We start from the raw sequence: 17,145 nt of genomic DNA on the forward strand, positions 1-17,145 counted from the left end.
ACATCCGTGAGCTGTGGTTCACGTCACATCGTGGGCCTGTCACAGCGATCGGGGCGTCGGCATCTTGTGTTCGTCCAGCGCAACGCTATGAGCTGCTACGAGTAAGGACGAGATCATGGACGCGCGATTCAACCTTTTCGAGAACGAGATCGCCGCGAAGTTCACCAAGCGCTTCGCCAACGCGAGCATGGTGATCCAGCAGTCGCCCCTGCCGGCCTCGACCCAGGAGCTGGTCTCCCTGCGGGCCAGCCAGATCAACGGCTGCGGCTGGTGCATCGACATGCACACCAAGGAGGCGTCGGCCGCGGGTGAGACGGCGGTGCGGCTCCACCTGGTCGCCGCCTGGCGCGAGTCGACGGTGTTCAGCGAGGCCGAGCAGGCCGCGCTCGCCCTCGCCGAGGAGGGCACCCGGCTCGCGGACGCGCACCAGGGCGTCTCGGACGAGACCTGGGCGCAGGTGCGCAAGCACTACGACGACGACCAGATCGCCGCCCTGGTCTGCCTGGTGGCCCTGATCAACGCGGCCAACCGGCTGGCCGTGATCGTGCACCAGCGCGGAGGTTCGTACGAGGCCGGTGCCTTCGCGGCGGCGCTCAACTGACCGGTGGCGTCCCCCTTCCGCACCGGGGTGCGGGTGGTCCGGAGGGGGAGGGCGGGCGCGGCAGGCCTCCGCCCGGCCCCCGTACCGGGCCGCGCGCCCCCGGCCCGTTCCCGGTCGCACGCACCCGGCCCGGCTCGTGGGCACGGGGGGTGTCACCCCGTGGGCAGGCCGATCTGCTCGCGTTCCAGGGCGGAGCGCAGCTGGGCGAGGGCGCCTGCGACGGCCGGGCCCGCGGGGCCGTCGAGGGCGCCCGCTGTCAGCTCGGCCAGCGTCTGGGTGAACGTCACCTCCGCGGCCTCGGTGAGCCGCAGGCCGTCGTCGGTCAGGTGCAGGAGCGACGAACGGCGGTCCGAGGGGTGGGGCCGCCGCTCGGCCCACCCCTGCTTCTCCAGGCGGTCGACCCCCTTGCTGCTCGCCCCGATCCCGATGGCGAACTCGACGGCGAGCTCCGCCACCCGCGAGCCGGGGTGTTCGCGCAGGAAGCGCAGGAACTCGAACTGCGACGCGACGATCCCGTGGGCCTCGCGAAGGCGGTCGTTGAGCGCGTTGTAGAGACGGGTCTCGCAGCGGACGAGATCGGCGAAGAGGGCCGGGAGGTCGAGTTCCCCGTCGCTTGACTTGGATGCCATGGCATATATTCTAACCTAGATTCCTGGGCATATATTTCCTTGGCATGCACTTGTGATGGAGGCGACCATGAGCAGGCAACAGCGCGCGGAACTCGACGCGATGATCCGGCGTTCGCAGCGGGACGCGTCGGCGGAGGCCGGTGCGTCCGACGGGCCTCCGTCGGTGGAGCGGCTCCGGGCCGGGTTCCGGGCGATGATGGCGGAGATGATCGTCCCGTCGGGGATACGCACCCGCCCCACGACGCTCGGGTCCCGCCCCGCGCTGCTCGTCGAGCCGTCCGGTGCGCCGGAACCCGGGACGATCCTCTATTTCCACGGCGGCTCCTATGTGGTCGGCTCGCCGCGGACGGCGCTGTCGCTGACCGGGAACCTGGTGAGCCGCACCGGGGTCAGGGCGCTCTCGCTCGACTACCGGCTCGCGCCCGAGCATCCGTTCCCCGCAGCGATCGAGGACGCGCTCGACGCGTACCGCGCCCTCCTGGACGGCGGCGAGGACCCGTCGGCCATCGTGTTCGCCGGGGACTCCGCGGGCGGCGGTCTCGCCGTCACCACCTGCCTGGCCGCCCGCGACGCCGGGCTGCCGTTGCCCTCCGCGATCGTCACGTTCTCCGCGGGGCTCGACATGACCCGCACCGGGCCCAGCATGGACGACAAGGCCGACGTCGACCCGTACCTCACCCGCGAGGGCCTCCTGCACACCGGGGCCATGTACCTCGCGGGCCAGGACCCGTGGCAGCCGCTGTTGAGCCCCGCCGTCCTCGCCGACCTGACCGGATTCCCGCCGATGCTCCTGCAGTCGGGCAGCAACGAGATCGTCCTGGACGACTCCACCCGTCTGGCCGCGCGGGCGCGGGAAGCCGCAGTGGACGTCGTCCTCGACGTGGTCGCCGACGTCCCGCACGTCTTCCAGGCCTTCGCCGGGGTCCTGGAAGAGGCCGACGACGCGCTGGACCGCGCGGCGCTCTTCCTCAGCCGGCGCATCCGCGCCCGGGACGCGGTGCCCGCGAGGCAGGGCTGAGGACGGCGGAGGGCGCGCCGGCCTTCCGCCCCTCACGCGCGTCGGGCACGCCCGGACGCCGCCGAGGGCCGGACGGCAGGGGCGCCCACCGCCTGGCCCCCAACTGCACGGTGGTGTCAGCCCGTCGGGGGAGAAGGGGGCTGCCCCCATGGATCGGGCGGCCCGCAGCGGCGACGCTCGAACCATGCCCCGTACGCATGTGACCAACGGACTCCTGCGGACCGCGAGCGCCGCGGCGCACCTGCGGCTCTTCGTCCTGGCCGGGATCGTCACCGTCCTGGCGACCCGCGCCTTCCTCGCCGCGACCGGCTACCCCAAGCTCGGGGGAGGGGCGGGAACCAGCAGGCTGCACATCTCGCACATGCTGTGGGGCGGGCTGCTGATGCTGGCGGGGCTCCTGGTCATGCTCGTCTTCACCGGAGTCGCCTCCCGGCAGCGCGGCGCGCTCGTCGGCGGTGTCGGCTTCGGCCTCTTCATCGACGAGGTCGGCAAACAGGTCGCCGATGTCGGCTACTTCTACCGGCCGGCCGCCGGGATCATCTATCTGACGTTCGCCGCGCTGACCGGCCTCGTCTGGTGGGTGGCGCGCCGCACGCGTACGGACCGGGAGCGGGCCCCCGGCGCGCTCGGCTCGGCCGCCGCCGCGGACATCGCGCTGCACGGCGTCCTGTGCGGTCTCACCCCGCGCGAACGGCAGGAGGCGCTGCGCCGTCTGCGCGGCACGGGCGCCCCGGCCGGCGAGGTGGAGGCGGCTCTGGCGGCCCTCATCGAAGCGGTCCCGGACGCTCCGGCCCCGCGACCCGGCCCGCACCACGAGGCGGTCCGACGGGCCCGCGCATGGCTGGGCACCCGGGTGTCGGGACGCCGGGAGCTCGTCCGGATCGCGGCGTGGGGCACGACGCTCCAGGCGGCGCTCCTGCTCGTCGCGGTCGCCGTCGACGGCCTCACGGGCGCGCTCGCCCACGAGACGGAGTGGACCTCCATCGCCGGCGCCCTGGCGTGCTCGCTCGCTTCCCTCGTGCTCGCCCTGCGCGGCACGGCCCTGCTGGGCCGCGACCAGGACAGCGCCCTGCGCACCCTGCGCGCCGCGCTCCTGGTGGACCTGCTCCTCGGCCAGGCCTTCAAGTTCACGCTCAACCAGTTCTCCGCGGTGACGGACTGGCTGATCAGCCTCGCCCTGCTGTACGTCCTGACGGCGCAGGCGGCGTGCCGGGACACGGCGGCGCCGACCGCCCGGCGGCGTTCCGGCGACGGCCCGCCCAGTAGGAGCCCCAAATCAGACCGGACGCCCACGCCGGCTGCCGCACAGCCCCGAGGGGGCCGCACTCCGCACCCCACGGCTTGACGTCCATGACGGGTGTGCCGACGACCGGGGCCGGCCCACGGCACGGAGGCCGAGCCCGGCGCGTTCGACAACATGAACGGCGGACTGTGTTCGGCCCCACCGGGCCGGCGCAAGGTCACCGTCTCTGCTGATCGCAGAACCTGCTCCGCGCAGTGTCGACCGTTCCCGCCCCTGTCGACCCGCTCGGCCCAGCGCCGCCTGCCCAGAGACCGTGCACATGACGCGCTCACCCTCCTCGCCCGCGCCCCGCACGCACCGGCCTGCGCCACCCCGGTCGTCGTCGTACTGCACCACCCCGCGCCGGAAAGCCTCATCCCGCTCCTCGCGGGCGCCTGCGTACTGCTCGTCCTCGGCGAGTACGCGGCCTCGCGCATCCGGCGCGACGCCCCCAAGTACCCCGCCTATGGGTGGTAGTTCGGTGGCAGCCACACCAACGGCCGGTGCCCGGCGCCCCCTGAGGGGTGCCGGGCACCGGTCATCTCACGACGTGCGGGTCGAGGAGCTCCGCTCGGCTCAGCGGTGGCGCCACGTCTTGGTGTCGACGATGTGCTTGTGGTGGTCGCGCAGGACCGCGGTGTCCATGTGGTTGTCCCACACGTAGTCGCGCCGGTCCTGGAAGACGTCGCGCCCGGTGTTGTGGCCCTTGCCGGTGTGGACCCGCACCGACTGGTGGCCGCCGAGGCGCAGGTCGTGGAAGGTGTACGTCTGGTGGTGGCGGCCGGTCAGGGTCCACCCCTTGAGGTTCACGCTGCCGCGGCCGGTGTTGGTGACCGTGACCCACTCGGCGTTGAGGCTCTTCTGCGAGCGGTCGTCACGCCCGGGGCTGTCGTACTGGATGGCGCCCAGGACGACGGGCGAGTGCGGAGCCGGGCGGGCCGCCGCGGTGGCGGGAACGGCTGCCGCGGTGGCGAGGCCCGCGGCGGCCAGGGCGAGTGCGGCGACGCGGCGGATGGAACGAGGAGACATGTGAACCCCTAATTCGCGGCGCCCTCAACACGAGCGTGAGGGTGCCGAATCGTGCGGATGCCCGGCGCTGGTTCGGCCGGACGCGCACACTCTGGCCTGCGACGGTGCGAGCGCGGCGGAGAAACTCCACACGTGACCAGATACAGAATCTGACACACCCTCAATACCAACGGCGCACACGCCCCGGCGCGTGCAACGTCCCTGCGCTCCCCGGGTCAGGCGTCCTGAGTCCTCATGTGCAGCCGCAGCGTGAGGCCCGCGGTGTCGGTGCGGAGTTCCACCAGGTCGCAGAGCTGGTGGATCATCCACAGGCCGCGGCCGCCCCGGCTGGACGCCAGGGGCGGGCAGTGGCGGCCCGCCAGCAGATCGGTGAGGCGGCCGCCGTCGCGGATCTCCGCCACCGCCGTGCCGGAGCCGGTGCGCCACAGCCGCAGGGTGCCGCTCCCGCCGCCGTGGGCAAGGGAGTTGGCGGCGGCCTCGTTGACGGCGATGACGAAGTCTCCGCGCCGGTGGGGAGCGAGGGCCGTGCCCCGGACCCAGGCGTCCGCCCGCTCCCGCACCTGCCGCAACTGGCCGCCCGCGTACGCCAGTCGCACCTCGGCCGCGGCGGGCTCGGGCAGGGGCAGGTCGAGGCCGGCGCACACGGCGGCGGGGTCCGTGTACGCGGAGCTGGTCCGGGCCCGGCCGTCCTCGATCAGCGCCGGATGCGTGCGCCGGGCGTCCGCGATCACCGCCGGGGGCAGCGCCTCGATGTCGTACGGGCACAGGACGGTGGCCCGGCGGCCCCTGAACGCGGTGTTGACGAGGGCTTCGTGGCGGACCGCCTCGACGGTCTCGGCCGGCGGCCGGCCCGGCCAGATCGATTCGCCGACGATCCGGGCGGGCCGCCCCGGGTGCCGGTCGGCGAAGCTCCCCAGCGCCGAGAGGACGCGGCCGGGGTTGCGGCCCAGCTCCGTCATGTCGGCGAAGGAGACGGCGGCGGCGTCCGTGCCGAGCGCCTGGCGCAGGGCGTCGAGGCGCGGCTGCGGCACGGCGACGAGCACCGGCTCCTCCACCTTCAGCGCGTCCCGCACGAATCCGGCCGTCTCCCGTACGTACGCGTCGAGGGCCCGGTAGAACAGCGCGGGATGCTGGAACTCCCCCGTCTCCGGCGGGAGCGCGAAGGCGCCGGTCATGCGCGCACCCCCGGCACGGCGCACGCGCCGGGGGAGAGGTGCGTCACGCCGGGCGGCGCAGGGAGCCGCGCGCCAGGGACGTCGGATGCGGGCACGAGGTCCCCTTCTTCGCGGCGCCGGCTCGGGTGGTGAACGCCCCCGAGCCTACCGGTCCGGCTCCCACGGCCCCGGACTCCGCCTGGTCACGGGAGTTCGGCCGGTCGGGTCCGAGGCGTCCGGGCGGTGGGATAACCTCCTCGGCGGTGCGTGTACGTGCGGTGGGGATCTCGTGAGGGTCTTCGTGGCGCGGCGCCCCACCGACTGGGCGGGAGTGACGGGTCGTGGGCCCGGCGAAGGTGACGGAGGCGATGGTCGATGGCCGGCTCGGCTAAATCCAGCATTGCTCAGCAGCGGACATCCGCGGGGGCTGCCTCCGCCCAGGTCGGCGAATCGGAGCTGCGGCAGCTCCTCGCCGGTCTGACCGCGGTGCGCGACGGCGACTTCGGGACGAGGCTGCCGGGTGAGGCCGACGGTCTGCTCGGTGAGATCGCCACGGTCTTCAACGGGATGGTCGACCAGCTCTCGCTGTTCACGTCGGAGGTCACCCGGGTCGCCCGCGAGGTCGGCACCGAGGGCCGGCTCGGCGGCCAGGCCGAGGTGCCCTCGGTCTCCGGTACGTGGAAGGACCTGACCGACTCCGTCAACGCGATGGCGGGCAACCTCACCAGCCAGGTGCGCGACATCGCGCAGGTGGCCACGGCGGTGGCGCGGGGCGACCTGTCGCAGAAGATCGATGTGGCGGCCCGCGGCGAGATCCTGGAGCTGAAGAACACCGTCAACACGATGGTCGACCAGCTCTCCGCGTTCGCCGACGAAGTCACCCGCGTAGCCCGGGAGGTCGGCAGCGAGGGACGGCTCGGCGGCCAGGCGCAGGTGCCCGGCGTCGGCGGCACCTGGCGCGACCTGACCGACTCGGTCAACTTCATGGCGGGCAACCTGACCGACCAGGTGCGCAACATCGCCCAGGTGACCACCGCGGTGGCGCGCGGCGACCTGTCGCAGAAGATCACCGTCGACGCCCGGGGCGAGATCCTGGAGTTGAAGAACACCGTCAACACGATGGTCGACCAGCTCTCGGCGTTCGCCGACGAGGTGACGCGCATGGCGCGGGAGGTCGGCACCGAGGGGATCCTCGGCGGGCAGGCCGATGTGAAGGGCGTCTCCGGCACCTGGCGCGACCTGACCGACTCGGTCAACTTCATGGCGGGCAACCTCACGGCCCAGGTCCGTTCCATCGCTCAGGTCGCCACCGCCGTCGCCAAGGGCGACCTGTCGCAGAAGATCACGGTCACCGCGCGCGGCGAGGTCCTCGAACTGAAGGACACCATCAACACGATGGTCGACCAGCTCTCCTCGTTCGCGGGGGAGGTGACCCGGGTGGCACGCGAGGTCGGCACCGAAGGGCGGCTCGGCGGTCAGGCCGACGTACGGGACGTGTCGGGCACCTGGCGCGACCTCACCGAGTCGGTCAACGTCATGGCCGACAACCTCACCGCGCAGGTCCGGTCGATCGCCGAGGTGACGACGGCGGTCGCCAAGGGCGACCTCTCGCAGAAGATCCGGGTGGACGCCCGGGGCGAGATCCTGGAACTCAAGGAGACCATCAACACGATGGTCGACCAGCTCGGCGCGTTCGCCGACGAAGTGACCCGGGTGGCGCGCGAGGTCGGCACCGAGGGCAACCTCGGCGGCCAGGCCACCGTGCGGGGCGTGTCCGGCACGTGGAAGGACCTCACCGACAACGTCAACGTGATGGCGTCCAACCTCACCGGCCAGGTCCGCTCGATCGCCCAGGTCGCCACCGCCGTCGCCAAGGGCGACCTCTCGCAGAAGATCAACGTGGAGGCGAAGGGCGAGGTCGCCGCGCTCGCCGGGGTCATCAACACGATGGTCGACACCCTGTCCGCCTTCGCGGACGAAGTGACCCGGGTGGCGCGCGAAGTGGGCACCGAGGGCACGCTCGGCGGCCAGGCCCGCGTCCCCAACGTCGCGGGGACCTGGAAGGACCTCACCGACAACGTCAACTTCATGGCCCACAACCTGACCAGCCAGGTCCGCAACATCGCCCAGGTCACCACCGCCGTCGCCCAGGGCGACCTGACCCGCAAGATCGACGTGGACGCGCGGGGCGAGATCCTGGAGCTCAAGACGACCATCAACACGATGGTCGACCAGCTCTCCTCGTTCGCCGCCGAAGTCACCCGCGTCGCCCGCGAGGTCGGCAGCGAGGGACGGCTCGGCGGCCAGGCCGAGGTCGAGGGCGTCTCCGGAACCTGGAAGCGCCTCACCGAGAACGTCAACGAACTCGCCGGCAACCTGACCCGCCAGGTCCGTGCCATCGCCGAGGTCACCGGGGCCGTCGCCGAGGGCGACCTCACGCGCTCGATCACCGTCGACGCCTCCGGCGAGGTCGCCGACCTCAAGGACAACATCAACTTCATGGTGGAGTCGCTGCGCGAGACCACCCGGGCCAACGAGGAACAGGACTGGCTCAAGTCCAACCTCGCGCGGATCTCCGGCCTCATGCAGGGCCGCCGGGACCTCGCGGTCGTCGCCGAACTCATCATGGACGAGCTCACCCCGCTGGTCTCCGCACAGTACGGCGCCTTCTACCTCGCCGAGGAGACCGGCGAGGGCGTCTACCTCAACCTGGTCGGCTCCTACGCGCGCCCCGACACCACCCTCGGATTCCGCTTCCGGCTCGGCGAGTCCTTCGTCGGCCAGGCGGCCCGCAGCAAGCGCACCATCGCCGTCGACAACCTCCCGCCCGGGTACGTGACGGTCTCCTCGGGACTCGGCAGCACCGAGCCCGTCTGCCTGATGGTGCTGCCCATCGTGGTCGAGGAGCAGGTGCTCGGCGTCATCGAACTCGCCACCGTGCACGCCTTCACGCCCATCCACCGCGACTTCCTCGAACAGCTCATGGAAGCGATCGGCGTCAACGTCAACACCATCACCGCCAACGCCCGCACCGACGAGCTGCTCGGCGAGTCGCAGCGCCTCACCGCCGAACTCCAGGTCCGCTCGCAGGAGTTGCAGTCCCGACAGGAGGAACTGCAGTCCTCCAACGCCGAGTTGGAGGAGAAGGCGGAGCTCCTCGTCGCGCAGAACCGTGACATCGAGACCAAGAACCTGGAGATCGAGCGGGCCCGCCAGGAGCTGGAGGACCGCGCCCACCAGCTGTCGCTGGCCTCGAAGTACAAGTCCGAGTTCCTCGCCAACATGAGCCACGAGCTGCGTACCCCGCTCAACAGCCTGCTCATCCTGGCCCAGTTGCTCGCCCAGAACCCCAGCCGCAACCTCACCGCCAAGCAGGTCGAGTACGCCGGCATCATCCACTCGGCCGGCTCCGACCTGCTCCAGCTCATCAACGACATCCTCGATCTGTCCAAGGTCGAGGCCGGCAAGATGGACGTCAGTCCCGAGCGGATCTCGCTGCGCAAGCTCCTCGACTACATCGAGGTCACCTTCCGGCCGGTCACCAGCCAGAAGAGCCTGACCTTCACGGTGAAGACCCCCGCCACCCTGCCCACCGAGCTGCTCACCGACGACTACCGGCTGCGCCAGGTGCTGCGCAACCTGCTCTCCAACGCGGTCAAGTTCACCGAGAAGGGCGGCGTGGAGCTGCGCATCGAGGTGCTCGCCGAACAACTCGCACCGGAGGCCGCGCGGCGCGGCGGCCCGGTCATCGCCTTCCACGTCGCGGACACCGGCATCGGCATCGCGCCGCAGCACCTGGAGACCGTCTTCGGCGCCTTCCAGCAGGCCGACGGGACGACGAGCCGCAAGTACGGCGGCACCGGGCTCGGGCTCTCCATCAGCCGGGAGATCGCGTTCCTGCTGGGCGGCGCCATCACCGCCGAGAGCACCCTGGGACAGGGCAGCACCTTCACCCTGTACCTGCCGGTCGCCCGGCCCGACTACGCGGAGTTCACCGTGCAGCCGGGCCGCCCGGCGCTCCCGGCGGCCGAGCCGCTGGAGGAGCCCGTCGACGAGCCCGACCAGCGCCACTCGATCCTGCCGGCCCCCGAACCCGTACAGCCCAAGCGGCTGTTGGTGGTGGAGGAGCGTTCGCGCGGGCTGCTCTCGCTCGTCGCCGAGAGCGCCGTCGGTGATCTGGCCGCGCACCCCACCCTCGGTGACCCGCGCGGGCCCGTGGAGATCACCGCGGCGGTCGGCGTCCACGAGGCGGCCGAGGCGCTGGCCGCGGCCCCCTGCCACTGCGTCGTCCTCGAACTCGACCTGCCGGAGGACGCGGCGCTCAGGTTCCTGGAGGACATGGCCCGCGACTCGGCGCTGCGCGGCGTCCCCGTGCTCGCCCACAACAACCGCCGCCTCGGCACGGACCAGGAGCGGATCCTGCAGAAGCGCGCGGCCACCCAGCCGTTGGAGCTGATCTCCAGCCTCGACGAGCTGCGCGAGCGCATCGCCCTGCACCTGAGCGCGGACCAGCCCGGCGACGTACTGCCGCTGGTCCGGGCGGACGAGCCGGTCGAGGTCAGCCAGCACGCCGACAAGTCGCTCGCCGGACGCACCGTGCTCGTCGTCGACGACGACGACCGCAACCTGTACGCCATCACCGGCATCCTGGAGGTGCACGGCATGACGGTGCTCCAGGCCGAGAACGGCCGGATCGCCCTCGACACGCTGACCGCGCACCCGGCGATCGACCTGATCCTGATGGACGTGATGATGCCGGAGATGGACGGCTACGCGGCCACCGCCGCGATCCGCGCCATGCCCGACCACGTCGACCTGCCGATCATCGCCGTCACCGCCAAGGCGATGATCGGCGACCGGGAGAAGAGCCTGGCCTCCGGGGCCAGCGACTACGTCACCAAGCCCGTGGACGCGGGGGAGTTGATGGCGAGGATCAAGCGGCAGCTCAACCCCTGACGGCCGCCCGCCCCCGCCACTGCCACGCCCCGATCCGTCTCCTGACGTGAGGAGAGAGCTTGTGTCCACGTCCCACCAGCCCGGCGATGAGCCCGGCAGCGGCCTGCCTCTCCAGTCGGGCCCGCCGCCCGAGCAGGGCCTGCCCCTTCAGCCGGGCCCTCCCGCCGAGCCGGGCCCGCTTCCGGCCCGGCCGGCGGGCTCCCGTGCCGCCCTGCGGGACGCCGACGGCGCGCGCGGCCCGCAATCCGCGGACGTCGCGACCGACCTCCCGGCGGACCTCCCGGCGGACTTCCCGGCGGACTTCCCGACGGAGGAGGGGAGCGCCGTGGGGCGGCTCGCCGACACCGTCCAGCGCCTGCAGGACCAACTCCAGCGCGCGCAGGCCGAGTCCGAGGGGCGCGCCCTCGTCGACCTCGCGAGCGGCATCCTCGTCGAGCGCCTGACGTGCAGCCCGGTCGAGGCTGCGGCGCAGCTGGACAGCCTGGCCGCGCAGGCCGGCCTCTCCACGCTGGAACTCGCCGCCGACCTCGTCAACCAGGCGACCCGCGACAAGATCGCCGATGTCGCGCGTGACTTCGTCACCGAGACGGCCCAGCCGCCCGGCGCGTCCGTGGGCCTGCGGCTGCGCAGCGCCGAGGCGGGCGCCCTCGCCGCCGGAGACGCCCAGGCCGTGGCGCAGTCGATCCTCCAGCACGCCCTCGAACCGCTGGGCGCCGTCGCCGTCGCCATCTGGGCCGCCCACGCCGACCAGTCCCTCACCCTGGCCGGCAGCGCCGGTTTCTCCGAGGAGGAGCCGGCCCGCTGGCGGCATGTGCCGCCCGGTGTCCCCACGCCCGCCCGGCACGCCCTCGGCAACCGGGCCGCCACGCACTACGACATGCTCGGCGAAGCCGCCCTGCCGTCCATCGGGCTCCAGGAGCTGAGCGGGGGACGCATGACGGTCCCGGCCGGCACGGGCGGCCGCATCATCGGCGTCCTGGAGATCTGCTGGCGCGACCGGCTGCCCGAGCGCTCGCAGTCCATCGACCGGCAGGTGGAGGTCCTGGCCGAGCTGTGCGCGATCGCCCTGGAGAGCCACCCCGTCTGCGACCCGGACCGCCCCTCGCGGCGGCCCGCCGACCCGAGGCTGGCCGAACTCCTCGACCTCACCGACGGACTCCACGACCCGTGCCTGGTCCTCGAACCGCTCCTCGACGTGGCGGACACCCCCGCCGACTTCCTGATCCGGCACGTCAACCCGAGCTTCGTCGACTTCGCGGGCCGGCCGCGGAACACGATCGCGGGATCCCGGCTGCTCGACGCCTACCCGCTGGCCGCCGGCGCCGACGGCCTCTTCGAGAAGGTGGAGCACGTCCTGGCCACCGGCGAGCCGTTCCGCGCGGAGCGCATGCGGCTCGCCGCCGTGGTCGACACCGTCGCCCTCACCACGCAGGCCCAGGTCAGCATCAGCCGCCAGGGCGCCCACGTCCTCGTGGTGTGGCGGTTCGACGACGGCGCCCCCAAGGTCGCCAGCCTGCTCCAGCACGCCCAACGCCTGGGCCGCATCGGAGGGTTCGAGGAGAACCTGGTCTCCGGCGAGATCGCCTGGAACGACTCCCTCTTCGAGCTCCACGGCCTTCCGCCCACCGCCGAACCCGTCCCCCTGGAGCAGCTCGCGGCCCACGTCCACCCCGACGACGCCCACTCCATCGGCCGGTTCCTGCGGTCCCTGCTCCACCACCAGCGGCCCGCCTCCACCGCCTTCCGGCTCCAGCGCGCCGACAGCGTGGCCCGGCACATCCGCGTCGTCGCCGAACCCGTACTCGACGAGAACACCCGGGTCGTCGCGGTGCGCGGCGCCTACCAGGACGTCTCCGCCCAGCACTGGACCGAGGTCGCCCTCGCGGCCACCCGGGACCAGCTCGCCCAGAGCCAGCAGGAGACCGCCGAACGCAACCGCCTCGCCCTCCGGTTGCAGCAGGCCATCATGCCGCCGAGCCACGACCCGGTGGACCTGCACAACCTGAGCGTGGCCGTCCGGTACCGCCCCGCCGAGAAGGACCACCTCGTCGGCGGCGACTGGTACGACGCGGCGGCGCTGCCCTCCGGTCAGGTCCTGCTGTGCGTGGGCGACGTCGCCGGGCACGGCATCGAGGCCGCCACCGGCATGGTCGCGCTGCGCAACGCCCTGCGCGGCCTCGCCACCACCGGGGCCGGGCCCGCCCAGCTCCTCGCCTGGCTCAACACCGTCACCCACCACCTCACCGACAACGTCACGGCGACCGCGGTCTGCGGCCTGTACGACCCCGTCTCGCGCGCGCTCCGCTGGGCCAGGGCCGGCCATCTCCCGCCGGTCCTCGTCCGGGACGGCAAGGCGGGCGCGCTGCCCCAGCTCCGCGGGATCCTCCTCGGCGCCACGGGCCAGGCCCAGTACGAGGAGGGCCGGACGCAGCTGGAGACCGGCGACACCCTGATGATGTACACCGACGGCCTGATCGAGCGCCGCGACCGCTCCGTGCAGGACTCCCTGGACAACCTCCTCCAAGTAGCCCAGAGCGCACGGCAGTTGGGCCGCGGCACCCAGCTGGAGAACCAGCTCGACCACCTGCTGCGGTACACCAACGCGGACACGGACGACGACACGTGCCTCATCGGCGTCACGGTGCGCTAGCCGCCCCGCGTCCGACGGGGAGCGGCCCGCGCAGGACATGAAGCGGCCCCGCGCGTCCGAGGGGGGAGAGGACGGCGGGGCCGCGGGCCCTGGGCCGGGCGGGGGGAGGCCCGGCCCCGAGGGGGCATACGCAGCGGGTGCCCCCGTCGCGCACGTCCATGCGTGTGACCTGCGTTACAGGGCGGCGCGTTCCGGGTTCGCCGTGCTTCAGGGGGTCATGCGCCCCGCGCCTGCTCGAAACGGGCCCGGCCCTCGGCGAGGTCCACGATCGGCTCGGGGTAGTCGAGCGCCGCCCGGTCCGACTCGTCCATCTTCCACGGCTCGTGGATGAACTTGCGCTCCACGTCGGCGAGTTCGGGCACCCAGCGGCGCACGTACGCGCCCTGCGGGTCGAAGCGCTTGCCCTGGACCACCGGATTGAGGACCCGGTTGGGCCGGGTGTCGGTGCCGGTTCCGGCCACCCACTGCCAGTTGAGCTGGTTGTTGGCGAGGTCGCCGTCGACCAGGAGCTCCAGGAAGTGGCGGGCGCCGATCCGCCAGTCCGTGTAGAGCGTCTTGGTGAGGAAGCTCCCCACCAGCATCCGGCCCCGGTTGTGCATCCAGCCCTCGTGGGCGAGCTGCCGCATCGCCGCGTCCACCAGGGGATAGCCGGTGCGCCCCCGCCGCCACGCCTCGACCTCGCGCCGGTCCGAGCGCCACCGGTCACCGCGGGCACGGTAGTCCTCGCCCGCCGCCTTCGGACGGGCCGCCAGCACCTGATGGTGGAAGTCCCGCCAGGCCAGCTGACGGACGAACGCCTCCGCCCCGGAGGACCCCTCGCGCCGCGCCAGGTGGACCAGTTCGGTCGCGGAGAGCGCGCCGAAGTGGAGGTAGGGCGAGAGGCGCGAGGTGGCGTCGCCCGCCAGGTCGTCGTGCCCGTCCTCGTACCCGGCGACGCCCCCGGAGAGCCACTGCCGCATCCGTTTCCTGCCCGCCGTCTCGCCGCCCTCCATCACGCCCGGCGACACCCCGTCCCCGGCGCGCCGCGGCAGGGTGCCGGCCGCGATCCGGGGCAGGGAGACCGTGCGCGGCGTCGGGGCGAGTTCCCGTACCCGCGCGTCGGCCCAGCGCCGGAAGTACGGCGTGAACACCGTGTAGTGGTCGCCGCCCGACGGGGTGACGTCGCCCGGCGGCAGCACCGTCACCACCGCGTCGTGCACGGACAGGGCGCAGCCGATCCCGTCGAGCGCGGTACGCAGCCGCTCCTCGCGCCGCGCGGCGTACCGGCTCACGCCGCCCGCGACGTGCACCCGCTCCGCGCCCACCGCCGTCACGACGGAGCAGACCTCGCTCACGACGTCGCCGGAGCGCACCACCAGATGTCCGCCGCGCTCGCGCAGCCCTGCGTCCAGATCGGCCAGGCAGTCGGCGAGGAACGCCCGGCGGTTGGGGGCGTCGAAGCCGGCCGCCCGCACCCCGTCGTCGTCCACGAACAGCGGCACGACCCGATCGGCCTCGCGCACCGCCGCCGACAGCACCGGATTGTCGTGCAACCGCAGATCGGACGTGAACAGGACTACGGACACCGACACGGGACGAGCTCCTCGGATGGGGTGGATCGGGGTGTGGTTCGGGGACGCGCCCCGGGCAGTCGGACGGTGGGTCAGGGGAGGGGCGCCCCCATGGCTCGATCCTCCTCGACACGGGACGTCCCACCGCTCATTCGGCGCGGGCGTGGCGAGGGATTGGTCCGGTCTCCGCGCGAGCACCCGGTTGGGCGCTATGTGACCGTTTGGGCTCGGCGCACCGGGATACCCGGCGCGAGAGTGGCCTTCGGCGCGCGTGGCCGCGGAAGGCGCGCCCGGACCGCGGCGGCCCCGCGCCCCGCACCGGCAACCCCCATCGCATCCGTCAACCGGTCCGCCCGCCGGGCCGTCGACCACAAGGAGTGACATGCAACGCGAAGCCGCGCTGGAACTCGCCGACCTGGGGCAGCAGCTGAGGGTGGACGCCGTGCGCGCGGCCGCCGCGGCGAACTCCGGACATCCCACGTCGTCCATGTCCGCAGCCGACCTGGCGGCGGTCCTGCTCGCCGGCCATCTGCGCTACGACTTCGACCACCCCGAGCACCCCGGCAACGACCGGTTCGTCCTCTCCAAGGGCCACGCCTCCCCGCTCCTGTACGCGATGTACCGGGCGGCGGGCGTCATCGACGACGAGGAGCTGCTGACCTTCCGCCGTCGTGACAGCCGCATGGAGGGCCACCCCACGCCGCGCCTGCCCTGGGTGGACGTCGCCACCGGCTCGCTCGGACAGGGGCTCCCGGTGGGCGTCGGCATGGCGCTGGCGGGCAAGCGGCTGGAGCACGCCCCGTACCGCGTGTGGGTGCTGTCCGGCGACAGCGAGATGGCCGAGGGCTCCGTCTGGGAGGCGGCCGAGCACGCGGCGTACGAGAACCTCGACAACCTCACGCTGATCATCGACGTGAACCGGCTCGGCCAGCGCGGCCCCACCCGGCACGGCTGGGACCTCGACGCGTACGCACGCCGCCTGAAGGCCTTCGGCTGGCACACCATCGAGATCGACGGGCACGACATCGACGCGGTGGACGCGGCGTTCGCCGAGGCGTCGGCCACGACCTCGCAGCCCACCGCCATCATCGCGCACACCATGAAGGGCCGCGGGGTCGCGGAGGTCGAGGACCGCGAGGGCCACCACGGAAAGCCGCTGCCCGACGCCGACGCCGCCATCGAGGAGCTGGGCGGACCCCGCTTCGTCCGTGTCGAGGTCTCCTCGCCGCCCTCCGTCCCCGCCCGGCGCGACGCCGGCACCGGCCACCTCGACCTGCCGCGCTTCGACGTCGGCGACTCGGTGGCCACCCGCGACGCCTTCGGCCAGGCGCTCGCCGCGCTCGGCTCCGCCCGCGAGGACGTGGTCGCCCTCGACGGCGAGGTCGGCGACTCCACGCGCACGGAGTTCTTCGGCAAGGCCCACCCCGAGCGGTACTTCGAGTGCTACATCGCCGAGCAGCAGCTCGTCGCCGCCGCCGTCGGTCTCCAGACCAGGGGCTATGTCCCCTACGCCTCGACGTTCGCCGCCTTCCTGACCCGCGCCCACGACTTCGTGCGGATGGCCGCCGTCAGCCAGGCCGGGATCAACCTCGTCGGTTCGCACGCCGGGGTCTCCATCGGCCAGGACGGCCCCTCGCAGATGGGCCTCGAAGACCTGGCGATGTTCCGCTCGGTGCACGGCAGCACGGTGCTCTACCCGTGCGACGCCAACCAGACCGCGCAGCTCGTCGCCGCGATGGCCGACCTGCCGGGGGTGCGCTATCTGCGCACCGGCCGGGGCGAGGCGCCCGTCATCTACGGCCCCGACGAGCGGTTCGCACCCGGCGGGTCCAAGGTCCTGCGCTCGGGCGACCAGGACCGGGTGACCGTCGTGGCCGCGGGCGTCACGGTCCACGAGGCGCTGCGCGCGGGCGACCTGCTCGAACGGGAGGGCATCGCCGTGCGGATCATCGACCTGTACTCGGTGAAGCCCGTCGACACCGACACCCTCCAGGCGGCGGCCGAGGCGACGGGCTGCCTCGTCACGGTGGAGGACCACCGCGTGCAGGGCGGCATCGGCGACGCGGTGGCCGAGGCGTTCGCCGACGGACGTCCGGTCCCGCGCCTGGTCCGGCTCGGCGTGCAGACCATGCCCGCGTCGGCGAGCCCCGAGGAGCAGCTGCGGCTGGCCGGCATCGACGCCGAGTCCATCGCCGCGGCCGTACGGCTCCTCGTGGAACGCGTCGTCGTGCCCTGAGCCGACAGACGCGCACGCAGGGGGCGCGGCTCGCGCAACA

At 72.9% G+C, this 17,145-nt stretch carries 11 protein-coding genes; 7 read left to right on the top strand and 4 right to left on the bottom strand.

Annotation, left to right across the window (positions count from 1 at the left end; genetic code table 11):
• Positions 1–115 precede the first annotated feature (115 nt).
• Positions 116–601 (top strand): carboxymuconolactone decarboxylase family protein, encoded by a 486-nt coding sequence (locus OOJ98_RS28265; RefSeq protein ID WP_267057874.1) that lies wholly within the window; start codon positions 116–118, stop codon positions 599–601.
• Between the two features lie 152 nt (positions 602–753).
• Here OOJ98_RS28265 and OOJ98_RS28270 read toward each other — a convergent pair whose 3' ends face one another.
• Positions 754–1,230 (bottom strand): MarR family winged helix-turn-helix transcriptional regulator, encoded by a 477-nt coding sequence (locus tag OOJ98_RS28270; RefSeq protein WP_267057875.1) that lies wholly within the window; start codon positions 1,228–1,230, stop codon positions 754–756.
• A 67-nt stretch (positions 1,231–1,297) separates the two neighbouring features.
• Between OOJ98_RS28270 and OOJ98_RS28275 the strand changes: the two genes are divergently transcribed.
• From OOJ98_RS28275 to OOJ98_RS28285, 3 genes are all read left to right on the top strand, one after another.
• Positions 1,298–2,248, top strand: a complete 951-nt coding sequence (locus OOJ98_RS28275; protein ID WP_267057876.1) for an alpha/beta hydrolase — start codon at positions 1,298–1,300, stop codon at positions 2,246–2,248.
• 184 nt (positions 2,249–2,432) lie between these two features.
• On the top strand, positions 2,433–3,593 hold the full coding sequence (locus tag OOJ98_RS28280) for a hypothetical protein (protein ID WP_267057877.1): 1,161 nt from the start codon (positions 2,433–2,435) through the stop codon (positions 3,591–3,593).
• A 12-nt stretch (positions 3,594–3,605) separates the two neighbouring features.
• Positions 3,606–4,007: an HPP family protein gene (locus tag OOJ98_RS28285; protein ID WP_267057878.1), complete on the top strand. Its 402-nt coding sequence runs from the start codon at positions 3,606–3,608 to the stop codon at positions 4,005–4,007.
• Positions 4,008–4,106: 99 nt separating this feature from the next.
• On the opposite strand, the gene OOJ98_RS28290 is transcribed toward OOJ98_RS28285, so the two are convergent.
• Both OOJ98_RS28290 and OOJ98_RS28295 read right to left on the bottom strand, forming a co-directional pair.
• Complete coding sequence (locus OOJ98_RS28290; protein WP_267057879.1) at positions 4,107–4,559, bottom strand: lamin tail domain-containing protein; 453 nt, start codon at positions 4,557–4,559, stop codon at positions 4,107–4,109.
• 215 nt (positions 4,560–4,774) lie between these two features.
• Positions 4,775–5,734, bottom strand: a complete 960-nt coding sequence (locus tag OOJ98_RS28295) for a sensor histidine kinase (RefSeq protein WP_267057880.1) — start codon at positions 5,732–5,734, stop codon at positions 4,775–4,777.
• Positions 5,735–6,088: 354 nt separating this feature from the next.
• On the opposite strand from OOJ98_RS28295, the gene OOJ98_RS28300 reads away from it, so the two are divergent.
• Complete coding sequence (locus OOJ98_RS28300) at positions 6,089–10,669, top strand: HAMP domain-containing protein (RefSeq protein ID WP_267057881.1); 4,581 nt, start codon at positions 6,089–6,091, stop codon at positions 10,667–10,669.
• Positions 10,670–10,730: 61 nt separating this feature from the next.
• The gene (locus OOJ98_RS28305) at positions 10,731–13,319 is read left to right on the top strand and encodes a SpoIIE family protein phosphatase (RefSeq protein WP_267057882.1); all 2,589 of its coding nucleotides are present in this window, start codon (positions 10,731–10,733) and stop codon (positions 13,317–13,319) included.
• A 215-nt stretch (positions 13,320–13,534) separates the two neighbouring features.
• Here the strand turns inward: OOJ98_RS28305 and OOJ98_RS28310 are convergent, their stop codons facing one another.
• On the bottom strand, positions 13,535–14,890 hold the full coding sequence (locus OOJ98_RS28310; RefSeq protein WP_267057883.1) for a deoxyribodipyrimidine photo-lyase: 1,356 nt from the start codon (positions 14,888–14,890) through the stop codon (positions 13,535–13,537).
• Positions 14,891–15,251: 361 nt separating this feature from the next.
• Here OOJ98_RS28310 and OOJ98_RS28315 point away from each other — a divergent pair, with 361 nt between their 5' ends.
• Positions 15,252–17,105, top strand: a complete 1,854-nt coding sequence (locus OOJ98_RS28315; protein ID WP_267057884.1) for a transketolase — start codon at positions 15,252–15,254, stop codon at positions 17,103–17,105.
• Positions 17,106–17,145: the final 40 nt, after the last annotated feature.

It is taken from the genome of Streptomyces sp. NBC_00083 (assembly GCF_026343295.1).
Lineage (GTDB): Bacteria > Actinomycetota > Actinomycetes > Streptomycetales > Streptomycetaceae > Streptomyces.